The sequence below is a fragment of the Mycobacterium sp. M26 genome (assembly GCF_001494595.1).
Taxonomy (GTDB): domain Bacteria; phylum Actinomycetota; class Actinomycetes; order Mycobacteriales; family Mycobacteriaceae; genus Mycobacterium.
Window position 1 is genome coordinate 2,762,114 of the sequence record NZ_LN929908.1, and the last position, 24,697, is coordinate 2,786,810.

At 67.5% G+C, this 24,697-nt stretch carries 25 protein-coding genes; 6 read left to right on the top strand and 19 right to left on the bottom strand.

The window, feature by feature from the left end; translation table 11 throughout:
- Positions 1-28: 28 nt before the first annotated feature.
- Positions 29-652 (bottom strand): hypothetical protein, encoded by a 624-nt coding sequence (locus tag BN3385_RS22495; protein ID WP_059020143.1) that lies wholly within the window; start codon positions 650-652, stop codon positions 29-31.
- Positions 653-871: 219 nt separating this feature from the next.
- Here BN3385_RS22495 and car point away from each other — a divergent pair, with 219 nt between their 5' ends.
- Together car and BN3385_RS22505 are read left to right on the top strand one after the other, a co-directional pair.
- Positions 872-4,345 carry a carboxylic acid reductase gene (car, locus tag BN3385_RS22500; protein ID WP_059020145.1) on the top strand — a complete coding sequence of 1,158 codons (3,474 nt, stop codon included), beginning with the start codon at positions 872-874 and terminating at the stop codon, positions 4,343-4,345.
- Between the two features lie 228 nt (positions 4,346-4,573).
- A complete protein-coding gene (locus tag BN3385_RS22505) occupies positions 4,574-5,572 on the top strand; it encodes a GGDEF domain-containing protein (protein ID WP_231748794.1) in 999 nt (332 codons plus the stop codon).
- Positions 5,573-5,575: 3 nt separating this feature from the next.
- On the opposite strand, the gene BN3385_RS22510 is transcribed toward BN3385_RS22505, so the two are convergent.
- The 8 genes from BN3385_RS22510 to BN3385_RS22545 form a co-directional block, all read right to left on the bottom strand.
- Positions 5,576-5,959, bottom strand: a complete 384-nt coding sequence (locus tag BN3385_RS22510) for a DUF1304 domain-containing protein (protein ID WP_059020150.1) — start codon at positions 5,957-5,959, stop codon at positions 5,576-5,578.
- 28 nt (positions 5,960-5,987) lie between these two features.
- A complete protein-coding gene (gene ruvB, locus BN3385_RS22515) occupies positions 5,988-6,998 on the bottom strand; it encodes a Holliday junction branch migration DNA helicase RuvB (RefSeq protein WP_197415327.1) in 1,011 nt (336 codons plus the stop codon).
- Positions 6,999-7,051: 53 nt separating this feature from the next.
- The gene (gene ruvA / locus BN3385_RS22520; RefSeq protein WP_059020154.1) at positions 7,052-7,645 is read right to left on the bottom strand and encodes a Holliday junction branch migration protein RuvA; all 594 of its coding nucleotides are present in this window, start codon (positions 7,643-7,645) and stop codon (positions 7,052-7,054) included.
- The gene (gene ruvC, locus BN3385_RS22525) at positions 7,642-8,196 is read right to left on the bottom strand and encodes a crossover junction endodeoxyribonuclease RuvC (protein WP_059020157.1); all 555 of its coding nucleotides are present in this window, start codon (positions 8,194-8,196) and stop codon (positions 7,642-7,644) included. The genes ruvA and ruvC overlap by 4 nt, the downstream gene beginning before the upstream one ends.
- A 77-nt stretch (positions 8,197-8,273) precedes the next feature.
- Complete coding sequence (locus tag BN3385_RS22530) at positions 8,274-9,494, bottom strand: MFS transporter (protein ID WP_156432850.1); 1,221 nt, start codon at positions 9,492-9,494, stop codon at positions 8,274-8,276.
- Positions 9,478-9,810, bottom strand: a complete 333-nt coding sequence (locus BN3385_RS22535; RefSeq protein ID WP_059020161.1) for a hypothetical protein — start codon at positions 9,808-9,810, stop codon at positions 9,478-9,480. Before BN3385_RS22535 ends, BN3385_RS22530 begins: the two co-directional genes overlap by 17 nt.
- 120 nt (positions 9,811-9,930) lie before the next feature.
- Entirely contained in the window at positions 9,931-10,686 is a 756-nt protein-coding gene (locus BN3385_RS22540; RefSeq protein ID WP_059020163.1) for a YebC/PmpR family DNA-binding transcriptional regulator, read from the bottom strand.
- A gap of 55 nt (positions 10,687-10,741) precedes the next feature.
- Positions 10,742-11,347 (bottom strand): TetR/AcrR family transcriptional regulator, encoded by a 606-nt coding sequence (locus tag BN3385_RS22545; protein ID WP_059020165.1) that lies wholly within the window; start codon positions 11,345-11,347, stop codon positions 10,742-10,744.
- Between the two features lie 91 nt (positions 11,348-11,438).
- On the opposite strand from BN3385_RS22545, the gene BN3385_RS22550 reads away from it, so the two are divergent.
- Entirely contained in the window at positions 11,439-13,175 is a 1,737-nt protein-coding gene (locus BN3385_RS22550; RefSeq protein ID WP_059020167.1) for a CocE/NonD family hydrolase, read from the top strand.
- On the opposite strand, the gene BN3385_RS29225 is transcribed toward BN3385_RS22550, so the two are convergent.
- The 5 genes from BN3385_RS29225 to BN3385_RS22570 form a co-directional block, all read right to left on the bottom strand.
- Complete coding sequence (locus BN3385_RS29225; RefSeq protein WP_286141846.1) at positions 13,172-13,303, bottom strand: hypothetical protein; 132 nt, start codon at positions 13,301-13,303, stop codon at positions 13,172-13,174. The two genes, BN3385_RS22550 and BN3385_RS29225, sit on opposite strands and share 4 nt — an antisense overlap.
- Positions 13,304-13,429: 126 nt before the next feature.
- Positions 13,430-14,023: a pyridoxal 5'-phosphate synthase glutaminase subunit PdxT gene (gene pdxT, locus BN3385_RS22555; protein WP_059020169.1), complete on the bottom strand. Its 594-nt coding sequence runs from the start codon at positions 14,021-14,023 to the stop codon at positions 13,430-13,432.
- The gene (tesB, locus tag BN3385_RS22560; protein WP_059020170.1) at positions 14,020-14,865 is read right to left on the bottom strand and encodes an acyl-CoA thioesterase II; all 846 of its coding nucleotides are present in this window, start codon (positions 14,863-14,865) and stop codon (positions 14,020-14,022) included. Before tesB ends, pdxT begins: the two co-directional genes overlap by 4 nt.
- Before the next feature lie 5 nt (positions 14,866-14,870).
- Complete coding sequence (gene pdxS / locus BN3385_RS22565; protein ID WP_059020172.1) at positions 14,871-15,791, bottom strand: pyridoxal 5'-phosphate synthase lyase subunit PdxS; 921 nt, start codon at positions 15,789-15,791, stop codon at positions 14,871-14,873.
- Positions 15,792-16,003: 212 nt separating this feature from the next.
- The gene (locus BN3385_RS22570) at positions 16,004-16,432 is read right to left on the bottom strand and encodes a nitroreductase family deazaflavin-dependent oxidoreductase (RefSeq protein WP_059022329.1); all 429 of its coding nucleotides are present in this window, start codon (positions 16,430-16,432) and stop codon (positions 16,004-16,006) included.
- Positions 16,433-16,497: 65 nt separating this feature from the next.
- Between BN3385_RS22570 and BN3385_RS22575 the strand changes: the two genes are divergently transcribed.
- Positions 16,498-17,061 (top strand): TetR/AcrR family transcriptional regulator, encoded by a 564-nt coding sequence (locus BN3385_RS22575; RefSeq protein WP_059022330.1) that lies wholly within the window; start codon positions 16,498-16,500, stop codon positions 17,059-17,061.
- Between the two features lie 19 nt (positions 17,062-17,080).
- Here the strand turns inward: BN3385_RS22575 and BN3385_RS22580 are convergent, their stop codons facing one another.
- Positions 17,081-17,473, bottom strand: coding sequence for a Zn-ribbon domain-containing OB-fold protein (locus tag BN3385_RS22580; protein ID WP_059020174.1), 393 nt, complete (start codon positions 17,471-17,473; stop codon positions 17,081-17,083).
- 6 nt (positions 17,474-17,479) lie between these two features.
- Positions 17,480-18,628 carry a thiolase family protein gene (locus tag BN3385_RS22585; RefSeq protein WP_059020175.1) on the bottom strand — a complete coding sequence of 383 codons (1,149 nt, stop codon included), beginning with the start codon at positions 18,626-18,628 and terminating at the stop codon, positions 17,480-17,482.
- Between the two features lie 126 nt (positions 18,629-18,754).
- Here BN3385_RS22585 and BN3385_RS22590 point away from each other — a divergent pair, with 126 nt between their 5' ends.
- Entirely contained in the window at positions 18,755-20,227 is a 1,473-nt protein-coding gene (locus tag BN3385_RS22590) for an aldehyde dehydrogenase family protein (RefSeq protein ID WP_059020177.1), read from the top strand.
- Positions 20,224-21,825: a GMC family oxidoreductase gene (locus BN3385_RS22595; protein WP_059020179.1), complete on the top strand. Its 1,602-nt coding sequence runs from the start codon at positions 20,224-20,226 to the stop codon at positions 21,823-21,825. Before BN3385_RS22590 ends, BN3385_RS22595 begins: the two co-directional genes overlap by 4 nt.
- A gap of 5 nt (positions 21,826-21,830) precedes the next feature.
- Here the strand turns inward: BN3385_RS22595 and BN3385_RS22600 are convergent, their stop codons facing one another.
- From BN3385_RS22600 to BN3385_RS22610, 3 genes are read right to left on the bottom strand one after another with little or no spacing between them, the layout of a single operon-like run.
- Entirely contained in the window at positions 21,831-22,649 is an 819-nt protein-coding gene (locus tag BN3385_RS22600) for a mycofactocin-coupled SDR family oxidoreductase (RefSeq protein WP_059020181.1), read from the bottom strand.
- A gap of 7 nt (positions 22,650-22,656) precedes the next feature.
- Complete coding sequence (locus BN3385_RS22605) at positions 22,657-23,349, bottom strand: hypothetical protein (protein WP_156432851.1); 693 nt, start codon at positions 23,347-23,349, stop codon at positions 22,657-22,659.
- Entirely contained in the window at positions 23,346-24,662 is a 1,317-nt protein-coding gene (locus BN3385_RS22610) for a phenylacetate--CoA ligase family protein (RefSeq protein ID WP_059020185.1), read from the bottom strand. Before BN3385_RS22610 ends, BN3385_RS22605 begins: the two co-directional genes overlap by 4 nt.
- Between the last annotated feature and the right edge of the window lie 35 nt (positions 24,663-24,697).

The following is a 24,697-nucleotide window of genomic DNA, read 5'->3' on the forward strand; positions in this document are numbered from 1 at the left end:
GCTACGCCGCCGCGACGCCTCCGCGGGCCTAATGCGCCACGGGTGTGCGCGGCCGCGTTCCCCTCAACCGGTCCCGCCAGCTGCGCTTGGGCTCCGGCTCGTGCGTCACCGGCTGTGCCGCAACGGGTTCGGCGGCCACCGGCGCGGTCGCCATGACCGGACGCTGGGCGTAGCGGACGTCGCGCAGGCTGCGCACCGACAGCCGGCCCAGGGCCGCAGCACCCAAGAAGATGATCACCGCACCGAGTCCGCTGAAGAACGTCAGCTCCAGCGCGATCTGCCCGGCCATCGTGTCGGCCACCGGCGCACCGACATCGCCGAGGCCCCACGGCCCGGCGAACAACCGGCCCACCACAAACCATGCGCCGGCGACGACGCTGATCCAGCCGCCGAGCATCGCGGTCGCCCGATTGCCCGACACCAGCAGGAGTAATCCTCCGAGCACAGTGAGCAGGCCCGGTAGTACCTCCAGCCAGCCCCTCCCGGTGGTCCATGTCCACGGCGTGTCCGGGTCGTAGGCAAAGGCGAAGTACGGGCCGATGAACGGGATGAGCGCACCCCACAGGCCCAGCAGGATGAGCAGAAAACCACTGGCCGCACCGCGGGTACGCGGAATGTCCAACCGTCCGGCGCGAGTGTCCACGTCAGTCATGACGCCTCCTGTCGTTGCCCAGCGCGGCGCGCTGGTGATGCACGTCGCATACCCGCCCGGTCGCGGGCCCTAACGCCACGAACTGACAGCAACCTCACAGCCCCGAGCAGGCGCAATGTTGAACGCGCCGGGAATATCGTTAGCCTCGCTAACGTCATTCCGGTCGGGCGCAGCGTGGCGTCCCGACAGATTCCGATACGTAATTCTTGGAGATTCGCCATGCCGCTTGATACCCGCGAAGACCGATTTAGCCGCCGAATCGCCGACCTGTACGCCACCGATTCACAATTCGCCGCCGCGAGGCCACGGCCCGAAGTCAGCGCCGCCGCACGTGATCTGCCCCTGCCCCACATGATCAAGGCCGTGTTCGACGGCTATGCCGACCGCCCCGCGGTGGGTCAGCGCGCCACCCGAGCGCAGCGCGACCCCGACACGGGCCGCAGCATCCGAGTCCTGGAGCCGGCCTTGGAGACCCTGACCTACGCCCAGCTGTGGGATCGCGTCGATGCTGTCGCCGGCGCCTGGGCGGCGCTGGTCCAGCCCGGCGACCGGGTGGCCGTGCTGGGATTCACCAGCATCGACTACACCGTGGTGGACCTCGCTCTGACCCAACTCGGCGCGGTGGCCGTGCCGCTGCAGACCAGCGCCGCGCCCGCTGCCCTGGCCCCGATCGTCGCCGAGACCGAACCCACCCTGATCGCGGCAGGTGTCGACTACCTCGACGACGCCACCCAGCTGGTGCTCGGCGGTCCGGCCCCGAAACGGTTGGTGGCCTTCGACGTTCACGCCGACGATGACGGGCACCGTGAAGCCCTCGAGTCCGCGACGACCACCGTGGCCGGCACCGGAGTCACGGTGACGACCCTGACCGACGAGATCGGCCGCGGACTGCGCCACACGGCTGCTGCACCGACCGACCCGGATGCACTGGCACTGCTGCTGTACACCTCGGGGAGCACCGGCGCACCCAAGGGCGCGATGTACCCGCAGCGCAAGGTCGCCGACATGTGGAATGCCGCCGCCGCGCACTGGGATGCCGAGCACGGCAGCTTCCCGGCGATCGTGCTCAGCTTCATGCCGATGAGCCACGTGATGGGCCGCGGTGCCCTCTACGGTGCGCTGAGCACCGGTGGCACAGTCTATTTCGCCGCGCGCGCCGACCTGTCAACCTTCCTCGACGATCTCGCCCTGGTGCGCCCGACCCAGCTCAGCCTGGTGCCCCGGGTATGGGACATGATCCATCAGGAAGTGCAGCGCGACGTCGACCGCTCCGGCGCCGAGGAAGATGCGGTGCTCGCCGAGAAGCGGCAGAGCCTGCTGGGTGGCCGGTACGTCACCGCGATGAGCGGATCTGCCCCGATGGCATCGGAACTCAAGGACTGGGTGGAGCGCTTCCTCGACATGCACCTGGTCGAGGGGTACGGCTCGACCGAGGCGGGCGCGGTGTTCGTCGACGGTGAGATCCGTCGCCCTCCGGTCATCGACTACAAACTCGTCGACGTCCCCGAACTCGGCTACTTCGGCACCGATCTCCCCTACCCGCGCGGTGAACTGCTGGTGAAGTCCGAGCAGTTGTTCCCCGGCTACTACCGCAGGCCCGAGGTCACCGCTGAGGTGTTCGACGCCGACGGGTTCTACCGCACCGGTGACATCGTGGCCGAACTCGGCCCGGACCGGGTGCAGTACGTCGACCGCCGCAACAACGTCCTCAAGCTCTCCCAGGGCGAGTTCGTCACCGTCTCCACGCTGGAGGCGGCGTTCACCGCCAGCCCGCTGATCGCCCAGATCTACCTGTACGGCAACAGTTCCCGGCCTTATCTGCTGGCCGTGGTGGTGCCCACCGAGGAAGCCCAGTCGGGCCGGACCGAAGCCGAACTCAAGGCCGCCATCGCCGAGTCACTTCAGGAGGTGGCCCAGACCGCGGGCCTGCAGTCCTACGAGATTCCCCGCGACTTCCTCATCGAGACCACACCGTTCAGCCTGCAGAACGGTCTGCTGACCGGGATCCGCAAGCTGGCCTGGCCCCGGCTCAAGGAGCGCTACGGAGCCGCCCTCGAACAGCGCTACACCGAGCTGGCTCAGGCGCAAGCAGACGAACTGCGAGCGATCCGGCTCAGCGGAGCAGACGGCCCGGTGCTGCCGACACTGATCCGTGCCGCCGCAGCCCTGCTGGGGACGGCGTCCAGTGATCTGGACGCCGAAGCCCACTTCACCGATCTCGGCGGAGACTCGTTGTCAGCGTTGAGCTTTGCCAACCTCCTCAACGAGATCTTCGACGTGCAGGTGCCGGTCGGGGTGATCGTCAGCCCGGCCAGCGACCTGCAGTCGTTGGCCCGGTACATCGAGACGGAACGCACCTCGGGCACCACCCGGCCGACCTTCGGGGCGATCCACGGCGCACAAGCGACCGAGGCACACGCCAAAGATCTGACGCTGCAACGGTTCCTGGACGCCGACACGTTGGCTACCGCGCCGTCGCTTCCGGGACCGGCCACTCAGATCCGCACCGTGCTGCTCACCGGGGCGACCGGCTTCCTCGGCCGCTACCTGACGCTGGAGTGGCTGGAACGGATGAGCCTGGTCGACGGCACGGTGATCTGCCTGGTACGCGCCCGCTCCGACACCGAAGCCCGGGCCCGGCTGGACGCCACCTTCGACAGCGGCGATCCCGCCCTGCTGGCCCGCTACACCGAACTCGCCGCACAGCACCTCGAGGTGATCGCCGGCGACAAGGGTGAGCAGAACCTGGGACTGGACGCGCACACCTGGCAGCGACTGGCCGACACCGTCGACCTCATCGTCGACCCGGCCGCACTGGTCAACCATGTGCTGCCCTACCGGGAGCTGTTCGCGCCCAACGTGTTAGGGACCGCCGAGTTGATCCGCGTCGCGCTGACCACCCGGATCAAGCCGTTCGTCTACGTCTCGACCATCGGGGTGGGGGCCGGCATCACGCCGGGCCGGTTTGTCGAGGACGCCGACATCCGGCAGATCAGCGCGACCCGCGCGGTCGACGATTCCTACGCCAACGGCTACGGCAACAGCAAGTGGGCCGGTGAGGTGTTGCTGCGTGAAGCTCACGACCTGGCGGACCTGCCGGTCTCGGTGTTCCGCTGCGACATGATCCTGGCCGACACCTCCTACGCCGGTCAGCTGAACCTGCCCGACATGTTCACCCGGATGATGCTGAGCCTGGTGGCCACCGGCATCGCTCCGGTGTCGTTCTACCAACTCGACACCCAGGGCAACCGGCAGCGCGCACACTACGACGGTCTGCCCGTCGAATTCGTCGCCGAGTCGATTTCGACGCTGGGTGCGCTGGTGACCGCCGGGTTTGAGACCTATCACGTGATGAATCCCTACGACGATGGCATCGGTCTGGACGAGTTCGTCGACTGGCTGATCGAGGCGGGGTATCCGATCCAGCGGATCGCCGACTACGGCAGCTGGCTGCAGCGGTTCGAGACCGCGATGCGGGCGTTGCCGGAACGGCAACGGCAGTACTCACTGCTGCCACTCCTGCACAACTATCGGCGCCCCGAGCATCCGGTGCGGGGGTCGATCGCACCGACCGACCGGTTCCGCGCCGCCGTACAGGAAGCGAAGATCGGCCCGGACAAGGACATCCCGCACGTGAGCGCCGAGGTGGTAGCCAAGTACGCGAGCGACCTGCAGCTGCTCGGGTTGCTCTAGTCCAGTTCGCGACATCGTCACCAGGGCTGCCGCCAAAGTGGACAAACGACCCTGGTGACGATGTCGTGGCCCGCCGATAGGATTGGCCGAGGCGGTCAATCCTCGGGGGGGATGCACAGGGACGTGGGGTTAACGGCCTCGCTGAGGCACTGGTGGGCGCAGCCAGATCAGTACCACTGGTTCTCGGAGTACCTCGCCTCACGGCAACTGCAGGGATTCGCCCGCGGCATGGCAGCGTCCACCGTCGCTTTCCTCGGGGTGGTGCCGATCGTGATGCTGTGGAGCCCGTCCGGCCCGCAAGGCCGCGTCAACACCGCTGCCGCCATCGGGATCTCAGTGCTGTGCACCGCCGGGGCGATTCTGTGGCTCGCGCGCTGGCCGAGCCAGCGCCAGTCGGCGCTGTTCGCGATCGGCGCCAACGTCTGCGTGACCACCAGCTGTCTGATTGCGGGAAGCCCGGTGACCGGTCTCCTGGCCTGCACCACCTTCGCGCCGCTGGCCGGGTATGTGGCGCTGTTCCACTCCAGCCGGCTCTTGACGGCCACCCTGGCCAATGCGGGCCTGACGACGGTGTGGTCGGCGGTCCGGATTGCTGCCGACGGTGATATCGCCTTGGCGGCAGGGCATTTCGTTGCCGTCGCCGTCGCCGTGCTGGCCGTCCCCTTCGCCGCGCAGGTGCTGCTGCACCTGATGACCGTGGACGCGTTGATGTCGCACACCGATCCACTGACCGGCCTGCGTAACAGGCGCGGCTATGACCGGTCGGCGGCCCAGCTGATCGCCACCGCAGGCGGTGGCATGATCCCGCAGTGCCTGGCGGTAACCCTGATCGACCTCGACGGGTTCAAACAGATCAACGACCGCCACGGCCACGGCTTCGGCGACACGGTGCTGATCGCCGTCGCCGACAACTTGCGGCGGGCGAGCGCGATGAACGCGGTGGTGGCCCGGTTGGGCGGCGAGGAGTTCCTGGTCGCTGAACTCACCGCACCCGACGAGCCGGCCGCCCGCGCCGAACTCCTTCGCGAAGCGGTGGCCTCGACGGCGGGCGGCGTGACCGCGAGCTTAGGGGTGGCGTCGGTACTACTGACCGACGCCGAACTGGGTGCCGCCCACCAGGTGATCCGGCACCTGGTGGAGGAGGCCGACGCGGCCATGTACGAGGCCAAACGGGCCGGTGGCGACCAGGTGCGGCACCGGCCGACCCTGAGCCCGCTGAGCGGCTGAGGCTTACAGCACCGCGATCGCGAGCAGTACGACAGCGATCAACGGGAACGCGCCCTGGGTGATCGCAGCCCGCGCCTTGTCCGGTGAGGCGGCCAGCAGCACGACCGCCGCGGCCAGCATGGAGCCCACCCCGGCGAACACCAGCGCGGCACCGACAGCCTTGTGCCCCAGCGCAATTGCGGCAATACCGATACCGCTGACGATGGCGAGGAACAGGTTGTAGAAGCCCTGATTGAAAGCCAGCAGCTTGGTGGTCTCGGCTTCCTCAACGGTGGTGCCGAACACCTTCCTGGTGCGCGCCGAGGTCCAGGTGAACGACTCCATGACGAAGATGTAGACGTGCAGCAGCGCGGCCAGCGCGGCGAAAACCAATGCGGCAGCAGTCATGTGGTGCTCCGTTCGTCAGTGCGGTGGTTCACTCGAAAAGGCCGGGCTGCCCGAGGCCGCTGGCCCGCGGCGGCGGCACCATTCCGAGGTGCGTCCAGGCTAATGGGGTGGCGACCCGGCCGCGGGGCGTTCGGGCGATCATGCCCGCGCGCACCAGGAACGGCTCGCACACCTCCTCGACCGTGGTGGCCTCCTCGCCGACGGCCACCGCCAGCGTCGACACACCCACCGGTCCCCCGCCGAAACTCTTGGTGAGCGCGGTGAGCACTGCCCGGTCCAGCCGGTCCAACCCGAGTTCGTCGACGTCGTAGACCGCCAGCGCCGCTTTGGCGATATCGCGGGTGATGACACCGTCGGCCCGGACCTCGGCGTAGTCGCGCACGCGGCGCAGCAACCGGTTGGCAATGCGTGGGGTGCCGCGGGACCGGCGGGCGATCTCGGCGCCGGCCTCAGCGCCCAGTTCGATACCGAGGATGCCCGCGGAGCGGCCCAGCACCCGTTCTAGTTCGGCGGGTTCGTAGAAATCCATGTGGGCGGTGAACCCGAAGCGATCGCGCAGCGGGCCGGTCAACGCACCGGACCGGGTGGTTGCGCCGACGAGGGTGAACGGTGCGACCTCCAGCGGAATCGACGTGGCGCCGGGGCCTTTGCCCACCACGACGTCGACGCGGAAGTCCTCCATCGCCAGATAGAGCATCTCCTCGGCGGGCCGGGCGATGCGATGGATCTCGTCGATGAACAACACATCGTGCTCGACAAGATTGGACAGCATGGCGGCCAGATCACCGGCGCGTTCCAGCGCCGGGCCCGAGGTGACCCGCAGCGAGGAGCCCAGCTCAGCGGCGATGATCATCGCCAGCGATGTCTTGCCCAGGCCGGGCGGCCCGGACAACAGGATGTGGTCCGGGGTGCCACCGCGGTTTTTCGCACCTTCGAGCACCAGCTGCAGCTGCTCGCGCACCCGCGGCTGGCCGATGAACTCCCGCAGCGAACGCGGCCGCAGGCTGGCGTCGATATCGCCCTCGCCGACGCTGAGCATCGGTGAGACGTCGCGCTCGAAATCCTCGGCGGCGTCGTCGTCCTCGAACCGGCTCACTTGGTCTTCCCCAGCAGCGACAGCGCGGCACGCAGGGCACTGGAGGTGGTGGCGTCGGGATCACCGGCCAGCACCTTGTCGCAGGCCTCCTCGGCCTGCTTGATCGCAAAGCCAAGTCCGACAAGGGCTTCCACCACCGGCCCGCGCACCGCGTGCCCGACCGCCGAAGCCACCCCCGCCGAACTCGACACCGGGCCGATCTTGTCGCGCAGTTCCAGCACCATGCGCTCGGCACCGCGTTTACCGATGCCGGGCACCCGGGTCAGCGCGGTGACGTCGCCGTCGGCCAGCGCCTGGCGCAGCGCGTTGGCGTCGTAGACCGCCAGCGTGGCCAGGGCGATCTTGGGCCCGACCCCGGACACTCCGAGCAGCGTCAGGAACAGGTCGCGGGCATCGGCGTCGGCGAATCCGTAGAGGGTCTGGGAGTCTTCGCGGACGATCATCGCGGTGATGAGCCGGCTTTCGGCGCCACGGCGCAGTGTCGCCAGCGTCGACGGGGTGGCCATCACCTTGTAGCCGACTCCGGCCGCTTCGATCACGGCATGGTCCAGGGCGATGTCGATGACTTCACCGCGCACCGAGGCGATCATCTGGCCGCCTTCAGCTTGGCCGCATAGAGGCGCTTCTGTTCGGCGGCCATGGCCTCGGCCTTGGCCATCCGCGCGATCATCGGCGCCCGCCAGCAGTGGCAGATCGCCAGCGCCAGCGCGTCGGCGGCGTCAGCGGGGGTGGGCTTCTGCTGCAACTGCAGGATCCTGGTGACCATCGCGGTGACCTGAGCCTTGTCGGCACGGCCATTGCCGGTGACGGCGGCCTTGACCTCGCTGGGGGTGTGGAAATGCACGTCGATACCGCGGCGGGCAGCGGCCAGCGCGATCACCCCACCGGCCTGCGCGGTGCCCATCGCGGTGTTGGCGTTCTGGTTGGCGAACACCCGCTCGATGGCGATCACGTCCGGGTGGTGGGTGTCCATCCAGTGGTCGACGGTGTCGCTGATGGTCAGCAGCCGGCGTTGCAGCGGCTCATCGGACGGGGTGCGCACGACGTCGACATCCAAGGCGATGACCTGCCGGCCACCGCGCCCCTCGATGACCGAGAGCCCGCAGCGCGTCAGCCCTGGGTCGACACCCATCACCCGCACGGATCGCCTTTCGCCTACGAACAGCTGTTCGATACCTTAGCGGCTGCGACCGACAGCGCCGCGCAGCGACATACCCCTCAGCGTTCCAGCACCACCGCGTTCAGCGCCGGGTCCGACGGGCCGTCGGAATGTCCGGGCACCGGCCGCCAGATCAGGGCTGCCGCCAGCAGCACCACGAGCACGGCCCCGGAGGCCACCACGAACGGCAGCCACACGGCGTGGGCGAACAACGCCCCGGCCACGCTCGCCCCGACCGCGATAGCCGACATCTCACTGACCCCGAACAGCGATTGCGCCCGGCCCGAGACGGCGGCCGGCACACTGCGGGACAGCAGGGACAGCGCCGCCGGGTAGGCGACGGTGAACCCCGCTGCTTCGAACGCCCCGAGCGCGATCAGCAGCAGCGGGCTGTCCAGGAACGGATAGACGGTCAGGAAGGTCGCCGACAGGGCCAGCGCCGCCAGCGCCAGCACCCGCTGGTCGTAGCGGTCGACGAGGCGGCCGGAGAACGGCGCGACCACGATGAACGGGATGGCGTAGGCGGCGAAGGACAAACCGATCTGGAACGTCGAGGCGCCCTTGCTCTGCAGCAGCAGCGACCAGCACGCCTCGTACACCCCGGCGCACAAGCCACCGGCGAGCCCGGCCAACATCGCCCCCTGCAGTCCCCGGCGGCGCAGCAGATCTACCACCGTCACCGAATCCGTTGGGGCCGAATCACTCTCATGGTCAGCGATCCGGATGAACACCATCGGTAGGCAGGCCAGCACCGAACAGACCGCGGTGCCGATGAACATCGCGTCGACGTGGCGTTCCGGCACCAGGCTGCCCACCACCGGACCGATCGCCATGCCCGCGAGCTCACTGGAGTACAGCCAGGCGAACCCGACCCCGCGCCGTTCGGGGGCGATACAGCGGCCGACCATGCTCAGCGCCGCCACCCGCACCGCCCCGGATCCGAAGCCCTGCAATGCGCGCAACAGCGCATAGACCCCGCCGGCGTCCACCAGCACGAAGGCCACGCTCGCAGCGCCGTAGAGCAGCAGTCCGGCGACGATGACCGGCCGATGCCCCCACCGGTCGGCAGCCCAGCCGCTGGGGTACTGGGCGAGCACCGCCGCGGCGAAGTAGGCGCCCATCACGATGCCGACGGTGCCCACCGACACGTCCTGGTGAACGAGGAACAGCGGCAGGATCGGCAGGATCGCGGTAGCACCCAGGAACTGCAGGCCCATGGTGGCGGCCAGGCTGCCGAGCAGGAGACGCTCGGAGCGCCGGGTGTCAGTAGATGACGGCACCGGACTCCGCTTCGGGGCTGCCGTGCCGGCGCGCCTCGGCCATCATCTCGGCCATCCGTTCGCCCGAGGCCGTCCAGCCTGTGACCTTTTCCCGGTGGATCTCATCACCTTTGCGTTTGACCACGATCGTCCACGGCGCGCCGAGGAATCGGGCGAGCAGCCAGAACGGCCAGATCACCACCAGCGGCAGGGTCAGCAGCATGCCCAGAGCGAACAGCCAGTCCCAGTCCGGAAGGTTGAGCATCCAGGTGCCGAACGGCCACCAAACACGGCGGACCGTCCACCGGGTGTTGGTGGCGTCGCGGACCGCCGGCATGTCAGTCCTCCCCCATGGACCGACTCCTCCTCGCCGCTCGTACCTCGCAGCGCATCGTCGTCAGTCTTCCCCCCATCGACCGACTCCTCCTCGCCGCTCGTACCTCGCAGCGCATCGTCGTCAGTCTTCGTCGAGCTGCGCGGCGACGTCGTCCGGGATGTCGATGTTGGTGTAGACGTCCTGGACGTCGTCGCTGTCTTCGAGTGCGTCGACGAGCTTGAGTACCTTGCGGGCGGCCTCGAGGTCGACGGGCACGGTCACCGACGGCTGGAAGCTCGCCTCGGCGGAGTCGTAGTCGATGCCGGCATCCTGCAGGGCGGTGCGCACGGCGACCAGATCAGTGGGCTCGGAGATAATCTCGAAGCTGTCGCCGAGGTCGTTGACCTCCTCGGCGCCGGCCTCGAGCACGGCCAGCAGGACGTCGTCCTCGGTCAGGCCGTTCTTCTCCAGGGTCACCACACCCTTGCGGGAGAACAGGTACGACACCGAGCCCGGGTCAGCCATGTTGCCGCCGTTGCGGGTCATGGCGACGCGGACCTCACCGGCGGCGCGGTTACGGTTGTCGGTCAGGCACTCGATGAGCACGGCGACGCCGTTGGGGCCGTAGCCCTCGTAGGTGATGTTCTGCCAGTCGGCGCCGCCGGCCTCTTCACCGGCACCGCGCTTGCGGGCCCGCTCGATGTTGTCGTTGGGCACCGAGGACTTCTTGGCCTTCTGGATGGCGTCGTACAACGTCGGGTTGCCGCCCGGGTCCCCGCCGCCGACGCGAGCAGCGACCTCGATGTTCTTGATCAGTTTCGCGAACATCTTGCCGCGCTTGGCGTCGATGACGGCTTTCTTGTGCTTGGTGGTGGCCCACTTGGAATGGCCGCTCATCGGGTTCTTCCTCTTCCTCGAACATCTCGCGCCGAAGCCTCGTAACCCGACGAGTCTACGTGCTGGGGTCGAGGTCACCGTCGACATAGTGCTGCAATACCGGGGTCATCGCGGCCAGCACCTGCTCTTCGGTCATGGAGGCCAGCGGTTCGATCTTCCAGACGTAGCGCACCAGCGCGAAACCCATCAGCTGGCTGGAGATCAGGCTGCTGCGGGTGAGCCGCTCGGCCTCGTCGTCACCGAGGGTCGATTCGCCGATCAGACTGCGTTCGACGATGGTGCGCAGCTTCTCCCGGGTGGTGGGTTCGTGCGCCGCGGTGAGGACGACGGCCCGCAGCGTCGGGCCGATCTCGTCGTCCGCCCAGCTGCTCATCACCGTGCGCAGGAGTTGGGCGGCCAATTGGTCGCGCGGCGTGGCCCAGGTGGCCGCGACCTTCTCGAGCCACCGCGGTGGCGGTGCGGTGGCGGCGTCGAGCAGCCCGTCCTTGGACCCGAAGTAGTGGTAGACCAGCGCGGGGTCGACGTCAGCAGCCCGCGCTACGGCCCGGATCGTGGTCCCTGCGGAGCCGTGTTCGGCGAACGACTCCCGCGCCGCAGCCAGGATGCGCGCGGAGAGAACCCCGCGTTCATCGCGCGGACCTGGGGCGACGGACTTGGCCACCCCGGAAGCATACCCGGAGATTCACGTTGCGTTGAAACTAGTTTCATCGTACGGTGAAACTGTCTCAACAGAGCGTGAAACAGGAGCCGCCATGCCGACCGCATCCGGAACCGAACCCGGCCAGCGCCGGCTCAACGGTCCCCAGACCACCGGGCGCACCTACCGCAACCTCAGTGACCCGACGCACCGGATGCGACACGACCGCAACATCGCGGTGCGGATGCGCGACGACGTCACGCTGCTGGCCGACGTGCACCGACCCGATGACGACGGGCGCTTCCCCGCACTGATCGCCGCCTCCCCCTACCCCCGGCAGATTCAGGATCTCGGCGCCCCGATGGGCTTCATCGAGGCCGGCGCCACCGACTTCTGGGTACCGCGCGGCTACGCCCACGTGATCGCCAACGTGCGCGGCACCGGCGGCTCGGGTGGCGAGTTCGGGTTCTTCGACGCCCAGGAACGCCGCGATATGTACGACCTCGTCGAGTGGGTGGCGGCCCAGCCGTGGTGCGACGGCACCGTCGGGATGATCGGCATCAGCTACTTCGCCATGACCCAGTTGGAGGCCGCGGTCGAACGCCCACCGCATCTTCGGGCGATCTTCCCGGTGGCGGTGACCGCCGACCTGTACGAAGCGGCCTCCCATCACGGTCTGTTCAGTTCGTCGTTCGTCTCCCCGTTTCTCGCGCTGACCGGCATCACCGCCGAGCGTGGTGACCGGTTCTGGCGCAGCCTCCCCTTTCAGGCAGCCCGCTCCGTCCTGAAAACCCCGGCAGTACACACCAAGTTCGCCACCCTCAACGGTGAGGCGGCACTGACGGTGGTCAAGGCACTGGCCCGCGCCCCGCACGATCCGCAGCCGTGGGATCAGTTGTGGCTCGACGCGGCGGTACGCCATCCGCTGCGCGATTCCTGGTGGGATGAGCGCGATCTCACCGCCCTGCTGCCCAACGTCGACATCCCCGTCTACCTCGGCTGCGACTGGCAGAACGTGCCGCTGCATCTGCCGTCGACCTTCACCGCCTGGCGGCACCTGACCCACAGTCCGTGTGTCCGGATCGGCATGCTCGACGAGTACGGGCTCACCTGGCCGTGGGAAAGCTTGCATGTCGAAGCGCTGGCCTGGTTCGACCACTGGCTCAAGGGCCGCGATACCGGCATCCTCGACGGACCGCCGGTGCGCTACGTCGTGCCCGGTGAAGGTCAGTGGCACGAGTCCGAAACCTGGCCTCCACCAGCCCAACTCACCGAGTTCGCACTGCGGGCCGACGCCGGATTGGCCATCGAGGAGGGCACGCCGGGCAGCCGGGATCTCCTGGTGCTCGGCGCCGGCCTGAACCGGGCCAAGGCCAGCCCACTCGATCCCCCGTCACAGCTGACCTGGACCAGCGATCCCCTGACCGCACCGCTGGATGTGGTCGGCGAGATCGAACTGCGACTGGTGGCCGCGGCCACGGCCAGCGACACCGCCTGGATCGTGACGCTGTCCGATGTGGCTGCCGACGGGTCGAACACACCGGTGACCGCTGGGTGGCTGCGGGCCAGTCTGCGGGAGGTCGACGAGGGGGCCAGCCGGCCGGGGGCGCCGGTACTGTCGTGCCGACACGCCACGGCGGTACCAATCGGCGAGGCCGTCGAATACCGAATCCCATTGGTGCCCAACGCTCGCCGGTTCGCCGCCGGACATCGCATCGCCGTCACAATCACCAGCGACGACCAGAACCCCGACACCCCGGCGATCATGAACTTCCGGCACGCCAGCGTGGGCACCAGCAGTATCAACACCGTCGCGTCTGCGTCGCGGCTGGTGTTGCCGGTCGTGGGCTAGAGCGCCCGCCACCACCCGGTGGGCTTGATCGCGGCATCGCCCTGCCAGGGCAGCTGCACCACGCGGCGGGGTTCACGCACATCGCGGGCATGACGGGCCCGCCGACCGAACCAGATTCGTGAAAACATCACGACCTCCGTCCCTCGCCGCGAACCTCGGACCCGGCCAGTATGGCCGCCGTTCACGGCAGGACGTGACTGCCCACATTGACGTCGGGTAAACGTCCATGGACAACTTGGTGGGCCGAATCGGCCTCAGAGGGCGCCTGCGACGATGTCAGCGAACAGCTTGTGCACCCGCCGGTCACCGGTCATCTCCGGGTGGAAAGCCGTGGCCAGCACCGCTCTCTGGCGGACGGCGACGATGTGCTCGTCGGCACGGGCCAGCACCTGCACGTCGGGCCCGACCCGTTCCACCCAGGGCGCCCGGATGAACACCGCGTGGGCCGGGCCGTCGAGGCCCTCGAAGTCGATATCGCCTTCGAAGGAATCCACCTGGCGACCAAAAGCATTGCGCCGCACGGTCATATCGATGCCACCCAGCGGAACGGCCTCCCGGCCCGGCGCTCCCGCATCGAGAATCTCACTGGCCAGCAGGATCATCCCGGCACACGAACCATAGGCCGGCATCCCGCCCGCCAGGCGCTCACGCAACGGGTCGAGCAGGTCGAACGCCCGCAGCAGGTGACTCATCGTGGTGGATTCCCCACCGGGAATCACCAAACCGTCGACGGCGTCGAGTTCGGAACGCCGCCGCACCGTCGAGGCGTCCGCACCGGCCTCGCGCAGCGCAGCCAGATGCTCACGGGTGTCGCCCTGCAGGGCCAGCACACCGATGCGAAGGCTCATTGACCGTCCCGGTAGCCCCGCTGGTAGCGGGTGAGCCCCTCCTGCATGACGGCGGCCACCATTTCCCCGTACTGGTTGAAGATCCGGCCGTGGGTCAGCGCGCGGCCGCCGCACGCCGAGGGCGAGGACTGGTCGTAGAGCAGCCACTCGTCGGCCCGGAAGGGGCGCATGAACCACATCGCGTGGTCCAGCGACGCGACGTTGAGGTGCTTGCGCTCCTCGGCGTGGTGCACCTGCGCCGAACCCAGCAGCGTGAGATCGCTCATGTAGGCCAGGGCACAGATGTGCAGCACGTGGTCATCGGGCAGCGGGTCCCGGTGCTTGAACCAGACCTGCTGCTGGGACACCTTGCCGGGGTGCGTCGTCACCTGATCACGCGGGACGATGCGCACATCCCACTCGGCGAACTGGGAGAACCCGGCGTCGTCGAACACGCCACCCTTGGCGGTGAAGCCGGGCAGGTCGTCGGGCGGCGGGGCCTCGGGCATGGCGTCCTGATGCTCGATGCCGCTCTGGTCGGTCTGGAACGACGCCGACATCGAGAAGATGGTCTGACCGTGCTGGACGGCGTTGACCCGGCGGGTGACGAACGAGCCGCCGTCACGCAGCCGCTCGACGATGTACACCGTGGGCTTGGTGGCATCGCCGGGACGCAGGAAGTAGCCGTGCAGCGAGTGCACCTGGAAGGCCGGTTCGACGGTGCGCACCGCGGACACCAGCGACTGGCCGGCGACGTGACCGCCGAAAGTGCGCTGCAGGAAACCGGATTCGGGGCTGAACACGCCACCGCGGTAGATGTTGACCTCGAGCTGCTCGAGATCGAGGATCTCTTCGATCGCCACCCGGTCTACCAGCCGCGCTCGGCGAGCCGGTGCGGCTGGGCGATGTCCTCCACGTTGATGCCGACCATGGCCTCACCCAGGCCACGCGACACCTTCGCCAGAACGTCAGGGTCGTCGTAGAAGGTGGTGGCCTTGACGATGGCGGCCGCACGCTCGGCCGGGTTTCCGGACTTGAAGATGCCGGAGCCGACGAACACGCCCTCGGCGCCGAGCTGCATCATCATCGCCGCGTCGGCGGGGGTCGCGATACCGCCCGCGGTGAACAGCGTCACCGGCAGCTTGCCGGCCCGGGCCACCTCGACCACCAGGTCGTAGGGCGCCTGCAGGTCCTTGGCCGCGACGTAGAGCTCGTCCTCCGAGAGCGACGTGAGACGGCGGATCTCGCCGGCGATGGTGCGCATGTGGGTGGTGGCGTTGGACACGTCACCGGTGCCGGCCTCGCCCTTGGAGCGGATCATCGCCGCGCCTTCGGTGATGCGGCGCAGCGCCTCACCGAGGTTGGTGGCACCGCACACGAACGGAACGGTGAACTTCCACTTGTCGATGTGGTGGGCATAGTCGGCCGGCGTCAGCACCTCGGACTCGTCGATGTAATCGACCCCGAGGCTCTGCAGGATCTGCGCCTCCACGAAGTGCCCGATGCGGGCTTTGGCCATCACCGGGATGGTGACGGCCTCGATGATGCCCTCGATCATGTCCGGGTCGCTCATCCGCGACACCCCGCCCTGGGCGCGGATGTCAGCGGGAACGCGCTCGAGTGCCATGACCGCGACGGCGCCGGCGCCCTCGGCGATACGCGCCTGTTCGGGGGTGACGACGTCCATGATGACGCCGCCCTTGAGCATCTCCGCCATACCGCGCTTGACCCGGGCCGTACCGGTCTGCGCGTGGCTGCCCGTGCCGTTACGTCCAGCTGCGGTATCCACAGTCGATCCCTTCTTTTGATACGGATCCAGTGTAAGGGAGGCACCCAAACTGAATATCTCCGCGGTTAAGCGCTCCGTCGACCACGCTTCCGCCCGCTGGGGGCGGGTCGGCCGGACCCTTCGGAGGCAGATCGCCGATGGCGTGAATCTACCGCAACGGCCGAGGGTGACGCCCCGCCAGGGACGGCGCCCGCAGCCGGTACTGCACTGCGTTAGTCGGTGAACTGGATCCGTACCGACACCGGGGTCGTTTCCAGCGCCTTGACGACCCGGGAGCCGAGGCGGCCGAAGCCGCGGGCGCGGGCGACGACGTCGTCATCAGGCCTGAACTCGGCCACTCCGGTGCGCCAGCGGTCACCCTGGCGGATACGAACAGCGGCGTTGGCCGTGATGTTGCTCCCCCACCCGGACCGGCTGCCGTGCTGGCAGATCACCCAGGCACCGGCGCTGTCGAACTGGGCCGATACCGGGACCCGCCGCAGCTGGCCGGTCTTGCGGCCGACGGTCTCCAATTCGGTGGCCAAGGTGGTGCGCACACCGACCTTGCTCAGCCCCTTGACCACCGGATTGAGCAGATAGCGGCCGATCAGCCGCTCTCTGCGGAACTTCCGCAGCGTCTTGTCGTCACCGGTGATCGCCATATCGGCCACCGTAGTAGACCAATCGGTATACTTCAAGGGGTCCACTGCCGGGAAAGGTGCCGAAGATGTCCGCACGAGATGTCCTAATCACCAGCGTTACGGGTTTGGTGCGCCGGCGCGGGGTGGCCGGAACCGGCCTCGCCGCCCTCTTGGAGGACAGCGGTGTTGCCCGCCGAACGCTGTATCTGAACTTTCCTGGTGGTAAGGCCGAGCTTGTCGCCGAAGCCACCCGGCGTGCCGGCCAGGACCTGGCCGCCGCGCTCCGCGCCATCGACGGCGGTGACGCGGCGCAGGCTGTGCAGACGTTCATCGATGGCTGGAAGGCTCAGCTCCAGACCACGCACGTCCAGGCGGGCTGCCCGATCGTCGCCGCGATCCTCGGCCGGTCCGAGGCTCCGGCCGCCGCGCAGGCGGCCAGCGCGGCGATCCGAGAATGGCAGGACATCCTGGCCGATCGGCTGATCGACGGCGGCACGGACCCGGGTTCGGCGCGCTCGCTGGCGACGCTGATCGTCGCGGCGATCGAAGGCGCGGTGATTCTCGCGATCGCGACGGAGTCGACCGATCCGCTCGACGATGTCGGCCCTCACCTGCTCGAGGTCATCAGGCTGCATCTGCCGGGCGCCTGACGATGACGCGCGCGGCTCCTCAGTGGATCGGGTGGAACACCGGCAAGGCGCCGCCCTCGATCTCAAGGAAGCTCACCTCGACCGCCATGCCGACCCGCACCTCATCGGGATCGCAGTCGACGATGTTGGTCATCATCGACCAGCCTTCTTCGAGGTCGACCACCGCCAGAACGTAGGGCGCCTCGAAGTCCGGTGACGGCGGCCGCGTCACCACCGTGAAGGTGTAGACCGTCCCGACACCTGAACTCGCGGCATATTCCCAGTCGGTGCTCGTCGTGCCGGGGACACAGCGCTCCGGCGGAAAGAAGTAGCGCCCTGAGCTAGTGCACCGCGGCGCGACCAGGCGGTGCTCGGCAGCCGCAGCCCAGAACGGGGCGGACAGCTCGGACGGTTCGGTTGCAAGGCGACGCATGGCGACCTAGACCCCCAAAACCGCGATCTCGTAGTGTCCGGCAGCCGAACCGGCGTTCGCAGCGATCGCCACCTCGACATTGGCAAGCTGGTTGACCGCAGTACCCCGAATCTGTCGGACGCACTCGACTGCCTTGAGCGTCATCTGCTGGGTTCCGTTCCACGCATAGGACAGACACCCGCCGTCGGGATTGACCGGATGCGCACCATCGAGGGCGATGTTGCCGTCGGCCACGAAAGGTCCACCCTCACCCTCAGCACACAGACCGAGTGCCTCGACCTGGCGGATGATCTCGAAGGAGTTCGGGTCATAGAGGTTGAACACGTCGATATCGGCGACGCCGACGCCGGCCATAGCGAGCGCCCGTGTCGCACTGTCAGCACCGAGGCGGCCGACTTCGCGGTATTGCGGCGGCGAAACATAGGGTGCGCCACTGAACTCCATCGCGCCCCCCAGCACGCGCACCGGGATATGCGGTAGATCGCGAGCGCGCTCGACAGTAGTGAGCACGACGGCGGCCCCACCCTCGCCGGCCAGGCATATCTCCAACCGGTGCAGCGGTGAGGCGATCATGGGCGAGGCCAGTATGTCCTCGACGGTGTACGGACCCTTTCCGTACATCACGGCTTCGGGGTTGACGTGGCCGTTGTTGCGGATCGTCGCCGCGGCCGTCGCCACCTGTTCGGCGGTGGTGCCGAACTCGTGCATGTGGGAGGTGGCAACAAGGGCGAACAACGGCACCACGTAAGCGCCCCAGACATCGGTGAATTCGATGGCCTGCAGGCTGCCGCCTACGGACCCGCCACGGAACATGCCGGCCATTCCACCGCCCACGACCGCGGTGTGGCACAGACCCGCGTCGATCGCCGCTGCCGCTTTCAGGATCCCGCGGCTGCCCGCGGCGTCGAGCATGCCGTCATTGATCCACCGCAACGGATGACCCAGCACCCTGGCCCAGGACGCCGGTTCCCCCGGATGCCCGCCGGGCCCCGGCCAATCCGCCGCGACACCGTCAATGTCGGCCGGCGTCAGCCCGGCGTCGGCGATCGCACCGAACACCGCTTCCTGCGCGAGTTCGAGACCCCCGCGATCGGGAAACATCCGACGCTGGTCGGTGGCGTAGACACCGACGATTGCGACGTCACGCAGCGCCATCGAACCTCCCGTCCCTAGGATCGCATGCTCGTTGAACTGTGTCAGCCATCACGCTACAGTACAAATCATTGCACTATTTAAACGCTCATCCTCAACCAGCGGTCCACCAGCCAGGAAAGGCACCACATGGCTTCCTCATCCCCCGAAGGCCGACTCTTCATCGACGGCGAGTTCCGAGAAGCCAAGTCCGGCAGTCGGTATGAGGTCATTAATCCCGCCGACGACTCGATTGTGGGCACCGCGGCCGATGCCGCACCCGAGGACGTCTACGACGCCATCACCGCAGCGCGACGCGCCTTCGACGACACATCCTGGGGCACCGACCACAAGTTCCGGCGGCATTGTCTCGAGCAACTGCAGGCGGCACTTCGTGAGGAGCGGGAGAGCTTTCATGCGCTGATCACCGCCGAGGCCGGGGTGTGCGCGTCGGTGCATCCAACCCACGTCGATCTGATGATCGAAGGCATGGACTACTGGAACGAACTCACCACCTCATTCGACTGGGAACGCGACCTCGGGCCCTACACCATCCTCGGCATGCCCAGCGATCGTCGGGTGCGCTACGAACCCTACGGCGTGGTCGGTGCCATCACCCCGTGGAACGCGCCGTTCATGACCGCGATCTGGAAGGTCAGCCACGCCTTGGCCACCGGAAACACGGTGGTGCTCAAAAGCGCACCCGATACCCCGTTCACCGGGGCGCGGATGGCCCAGATCGCCGCCGAGAAAACCGACATCCCGCCCGGTGTCTTCAATGCAATCAGTTCCGAGGACAAGGCGATTGCCGGCGATGCCATGACCGGTGACCCCCGGGTGGACCTGTTCCACTTCACCGGTTCACCCGGTGTCGGCCAGCGCATCATGGAACGGGCCGCCACCGGAATTCGGAAAGTGGTCCTCGAATTGGGCGGCAAGTCGGGCAACCTCCTGCTCCCCGATGCTGACCTGGATCTGGCCTGTGGACTGGGCACGATGATGTGCATGTCCAGCAGCGGGCAGGGGTGCGCCCTGGCCACCCGGATGATCGTCCACGCCGATATCTACGACGATGTGGTGGCCCGACTCGAGGCGCTGATCGGCGGGCTGCCGTGGGGAGACCCAAGCGATCCGGTCAACCTTGTCGGTCCGATTATCCGCAAGGAACAGGTGGACCGGATGGCCGGACTCGTCGAGCGGGCGATCGATGCGGGCGCGCGCCTGGTGGTCGGCGGTAAGCGGGCCGATCGCGACCGCAAGGGCAATTGGTATGAGCCGACCCTGCTCGCCGATGTCGACGAGAACGCCGAGATCGCCCAGACCGAGGTGTTCGGTCCGGTGCTGTCGGTGGTGCGCTACGACGGCGACGACGACGAAGCGGTGCGAGTGGCCAACAATTCCCGGTACGGGCTGGCCGCCTATGTCCAGTCCAGCGATCAGGAGAGGGCGCTCCGGGTAGCCAACAAGCTTCGCGCAGGCACCGTCAACATCGGCCCGGCGTTCTATCTGTCTCCCGACGGCCCGTTCGGCGGCTGGGGCATCAGCGGCGTCGGGGTGGAGCACGGTATCGACGGCTTCCGGGAATACCTGCGTATCAAGACGATCGCGACGCCGCACACGTGAGCGACTTCGACTACATCGTGGTCGGCGCCGGGTCAGCCGGCTGCGTGCTGGCCAACCGGCTCTCGGCCGACCCCGCCAACCGGGTGCTCCTCGTCGAAGCCGGCCCCAAGGACAGCAGTCCCCTGGTCCGGATCCCCAAAGGATTCGGCAAACTGATCGGCAGCCCAACTCTGGCCTGGCACTTCCCCGTTCGACCGATCGGTCCGTCCCATGTGGTCGAACAGTGGACCCGGGGCCGACTGCTCGGTGGTTCCAGCGCGATCAACGGAATGGTCTACAACCGCGGCTCGGCGGCCGACTACGACGCCATCGTCGAATTCGGCAATCCGGGCTGGGGGTGGAGCGACATCCTGCCGATCTTCCGCGCGATGGAGAACCACAGCCTGGGCGCCAGCCCGACCAGAGGCGCAGGCGGACCGCTGGATGTGTCCATTGACACCGCGCAGCCCGAAATCTGTCGGCAATTCATCGACGCCGCCGCCAAGATCGGGATGTCGGCCACCGACGACCTCAACGCCGACGACACCGAGCGCGTCGGGCCGGCGACCCGCACTATCAGCAACGGACGCCGGATCAGCGCCGCTTGGGCCTTTCTCCGGCCGGTCCGCCACCGGCCCAACCTGACCGTCGCGGTGGACACCACGATCGACAGGGTGACCTTCGAGGGCGACAAGGCCACCGGTGTGGTGGGCAGGTCCAAAGGCCACGCAGTCAGCTTCACCGCCGCATGCGAGGTGATCCTCTCGCTGGGCAGCATCGCCACCCCGAAACTGTTGCAACTCTCCGGCATCGGCGAGGAATCCCTGCTGCGCCGCCTGGGCATCGACGTCATGGTGGACAGTCCCAATGTTGGCGCGCGCATGCGCGAACACCGTTGCGTCGCAGTCCAGTACCGGCTCAAGCGCAACATCGGCTACAACCGCAAGTTCTCGACACCGTTACGGCAGGGCTTGTCGGGCATCGAGTATCTCGCCACCCACAAGGGCCCGATGTCGACCTCGGCGTACGACGTACTGGCCTTCTTCAAGACCTCGCCACAGCTGCCGAGGCCGGATGCGCAGCTGTTGATGGCCCCGTTCTCGGCCGCGCCCTTCGAACCGGGGAAGGATCTCGGTGTCGAACGCCTGCCGGGAATCCAGGCCATCGGTTACGTCCTGCGGCCCGACAGCGAGGGCACCATCGCGATCACCTCCCGCGAGCCCGACGCACCGCTGGACATCGACCCCAACTTCTTTGCCACACAGCATGATCGAACGGCATTGGCGGAGCTGACCCGAACCATCAGGGCCGTGTTCGCGCAGTCGCCCATCGCCGGCGAACTCGCCGAGGAGACCCGACCGGGGGCCGGGGTGCTCACCGACGACGAGATCGTCGACTCCGCACTGGACGAGGGCTATTGCGGCTACCACGCGATCGGCACCTGCGCGATGGGCCCGAATTCCGACGATGTGGTGGACCCGACACTTCGAGTGCGCGGAGTGGACAACCTCCGCATCATGGATTGTTCGGTGATGCCGACGATGGTGTCGGGCAACCTCAACGGTCCGGCGATGGCGATGGCCTGGCGGGCGGCTGACCTGATCGCGGCGGACCGCTGAACGGCTCACACCTTGGTGGCGCCCATGTCCAGCGTCAACTGTGTTCCGGTGACGGTTCGGGACAGGTCGGATGCCAGCCACACCACCGCATCGGAGATGTCATCACTGTCGGCCAACGGAATCCCGGTCAGGATGTTGCCGAAGGACACCAGATAGTTCGGATGGGCGCCCAGGAACTCCTGCATGCTGGCATCTTCGGTGGCCATCGGGGTCGCGACGCCCCACGGGTGGATGGAGTTCACCCGGATGCCGTACTCCCCCAGTTCGATCGCAGCCGACTTGGTCAGGCCGACGACGCCGTGCTTGGCTGCGCTGTAGTGCGCCTGGCCGCCCAGAGACTTCAGTCCCGCGACTGAGCTCACCGTGATGACGGACCCGCCATGTCCCGCCGCGATCATGTGCGGGACTGCGGCTTTGAGCGTCCGCCAGACACCGGTGAGGTTGATGTCGAGGAGGGTCTGCCACTGCTCGTCCGGCATCTCCCAGAACCGGCCCCAATTCACGATTCCAGCGTTGGCGACCACCACGTCCAGGCGGCTGCCGAATCTGTCGACGGCAGCAGCCAGCACCTCTTCCAGCCCAGGTGAATCCCGAACATCGACCTCCGCCACCATGTGGGACGGACCCGTGCCGGCCAGTAGCCGTTCGGTCTCCCGCAGATCTGCCACGCTGGCAGGCGGGTAACCGTTGAAGTCCGACAACGGTTTCGCGGCGTCGACAGCGATGACCGCCGCGCCTTCGCGGGCCAGCCGCAGGGCGTGACTACGTCCCTGACCGCGTGCCGCACCGGTGACGAACGCCGTTCTACCCTCCAGCAATCCCACCGTGAACTCAGAGATCGAAGGTCACAGAAACGCCCAGTGGAGTCTGGGCGCCCCACCGGCCCTTGATGCCGGTTCGAATGTCGGTGAAGGTGTGGGCACGGTCGCCGATGGTCGACACCAGAAGTTCGCCCTCGACAGCTCCGGGCGCCCATTCATCAGCATTGACTACGGCATCCGCACCCGGTGTTCCCATCGCCAGGGCCGGCCCCAGCGGTACGAACGGCATCGCCGTCACACCCATCTCAGCAAGCCGACCCAGCGCGTCGTGGCGGGCCCACACCAGCTCGATTCCACCGAGCAATTCGGTGGCGTCCCTACCCAATCCGGCAAGCCCGTCGAGGGTTTCGGCGCACAGTCCGATGAAGATTCGCGGCCTCATCGAATCCACGAGGTGAGCGACGCGGCGCGCGTCCCACGAGTAGTGCTCGGCAGGTAGGTACACCACGCCACGATCACGCAGTGCCCGGATAACCGGATTCCCCCACGGCAGTTCCCAATTAGGCAGGGTGATCAGGGCGCGGTCGCCGGACCGCACGCCCGACGCCTCGAGAAGTGACGCGGCCCAGGCGGTGTCGCGCTCGATCTCGGGCCAGCCGATTTCGAAGTCCCGCACCTCGGTTCCCACCCGGCAGGCTCCGATACCGAACAAGGGTGCACGTGGGAGGGCGCTCGCAGTGTCGGCCATCGTTGCGCGGCTCATGCTTTCACCGTCCTGGGGAACTTGGCGACACTGGTGGAGGACTCGAGAATCTTGTCGACTGCCAGCAGCTCGGCGTCGACCGGGACCCCTAGTGCGGTCTCGAGTTCTACGGTCGCCCGTTTGCTCAGTTCGTCGATGTCGGCCGTGCGATCGGGTGCGTAGCCGATCCTGATCCGCAACCTGTCCATGGCGTCGGCATACTTCACCACCTGAAACAGTGCATCACTGCATTCAGGCTGGGCCTCGACCGCTTTCCAGATATCGGCCAGCACCAAGGATCTGTCCGCAATTCTCAGTTCGTCTCCAACTCTGCCCAGCACCCACATACGAGCATGGGTCCGCCCACTCGGTGCGGGTGCCCGGCTGACGCGAACCAGATCCTCGGAGCGGAACCGGATGTAGGGGGCGGCCGCGTTGTCCAGGTCGGTGGCCACCAATTCACCCACCTCACCGTCGGCGATCGGCAGACCCGTTGCAGGATCGAGAAACTCAGGGAAAACCGTGTCCTCCTGGAGGTGGTAGCCGTCGTGATCGGCCGACTCCCACGCCAGGCCGGTGTCGCCGGCACTGGTGTAGGTGAAGAGGTTGACGCCCCAGTCCTCGCGGACCTTGCGTGACAGTGCGGCACCGAGAGGCTGGCCGGCGAAGGCCGCGCCCTTGAGCGAGGACAGCATGGCGCGAACGTCGTACTTGGCTTCCAGTGCCTCGAATTCCATCACGGTGGGGAGGAACAGTTGAAGGTAGGCGATACGGTGGCGTTCGATTGTCTGCAGGATCTCTTCACCCTGGCCGATCCAGCAGTCGGTGAAAACCGGAACGAGGCCGAGCATGTGGCAGAAGGAATCCCAGTAGTTGCGAAACGAACCGGAGGGAACCAGGACCCGGTCACCGGGCCGCAGGCCGATCTCCCATAGCGCCCGTGCCCCCATCATCGGGAGCGGCGGAGCGACATCCCAGACCTCGGGCAGCGGCTCGGGCAATGACGTGGTGCCCGAGGTCGACGTGATCGAGGTCAGCTCGGCAGGATCGACGCACAACAGCCCGGCGAAGGGATCACCGGTGCGATCCCGGTAGGCCTTGAGGTCCGACTTGGAGAATGTCGGCACGATGCTGGTGAAGTCGTCCAGCGAGCGGATCGCGGAGGGATCGACACCTGCGCTGCTCCACAGTTCGCGATAGAACGCTGATCGCTCCCATGCGTACGGCACCAACTCCAGGATGCGCCGTTCCTGCCAGCCCGTGATCTCCGCACGACGTGCGGTCTCGATGCCTGGCTCGAAAAATCGGCGTCCGAGATCGTCCTGTCCGGCCACTACTCTCCTTTGAGTCCTTGCTGAATCACCCTGTG

Excerpts from the sequence above, each read along its gene's own strand:
- BN3385_RS22495 (WP_059020143.1), bottom strand. The coding sequence starts at position 652 with ATGACTGACGTGGACACTCGCGCCGGACGGTTGGACATTCCGCGTACC.
- car (WP_059020145.1), top strand. The coding sequence starts at position 872 with ATGCCGCTTGATACCCGCGAAGACCGATTTAGCCGCCGAATCGCCGAC.
- BN3385_RS22505 (WP_231748794.1), top strand. The coding sequence starts at position 4,574 with ATGGCAGCGTCCACCGTCGCTTTCCTCGGGGTGGTGCCGATCGTGATG.
- BN3385_RS22510 (WP_059020150.1), bottom strand. The coding sequence starts at position 5,959 with ATGACTGCTGCCGCATTGGTTTTCGCCGCGCTGGCCGCGCTGCTGCAC.
- ruvB (WP_197415327.1), bottom strand. The coding sequence starts at position 6,998 with ATGCTCAGCGTCGGCGAGGGCGATATCGACGCCAGCCTGCGGCCGCGT.
- ruvA (WP_059020154.1), bottom strand. The coding sequence starts at position 7,645 with ATGATCGCCTCGGTGCGCGGTGAAGTCATCGACATCGCCCTGGACCAT.
- BN3385_RS22535 (WP_059020161.1), bottom strand. The coding sequence starts at position 9,810 with ATGCCGGCGGTCCGCGACGCCACCAACACCCGGTGGACGGTCCGCCGT.
- BN3385_RS22540 (WP_059020163.1), bottom strand. The coding sequence starts at position 10,686 with ATGAGCGGCCATTCCAAGTGGGCCACCACCAAGCACAAGAAAGCCGTC.
- BN3385_RS22550 (WP_059020167.1), top strand. The coding sequence starts at position 11,439 with ATGCCGACCGCATCCGGAACCGAACCCGGCCAGCGCCGGCTCAACGGT.
- BN3385_RS29225 (WP_286141846.1), bottom strand. The coding sequence starts at position 13,303 with ATGTTTTCACGAATCTGGTTCGGTCGGCGGGCCCGTCATGCCCGCGAT.
- pdxT (WP_059020169.1), bottom strand. The coding sequence starts at position 14,023 with ATGAGCCTTCGCATCGGTGTGCTGGCCCTGCAGGGCGACACCCGTGAG.
- BN3385_RS22570 (WP_059022329.1), bottom strand. The coding sequence starts at position 16,432 with ATGGCGATCACCGGTGACGACAAGACGCTGCGGAAGTTCCGCAGAGAG.
- BN3385_RS22575 (WP_059022330.1), top strand. The coding sequence starts at position 16,498 with ATGTCCGCACGAGATGTCCTAATCACCAGCGTTACGGGTTTGGTGCGC.
- BN3385_RS22580 (WP_059020174.1), bottom strand. The coding sequence starts at position 17,473 with ATGCGTCGCCTTGCAACCGAACCGTCCGAGCTGTCCGCCCCGTTCTGG.
- BN3385_RS22585 (WP_059020175.1), bottom strand. The coding sequence starts at position 18,628 with ATGGCGCTGCGTGACGTCGCAATCGTCGGTGTCTACGCCACCGACCAG.
- BN3385_RS22590 (WP_059020177.1), top strand. The coding sequence starts at position 18,755 with ATGGCTTCCTCATCCCCCGAAGGCCGACTCTTCATCGACGGCGAGTTC.
- BN3385_RS22605 (WP_156432851.1), bottom strand. The coding sequence starts at position 23,349 with ATGAGCCGCGCAACGATGGCCGACACTGCGAGCGCCCTCCCACGTGCA.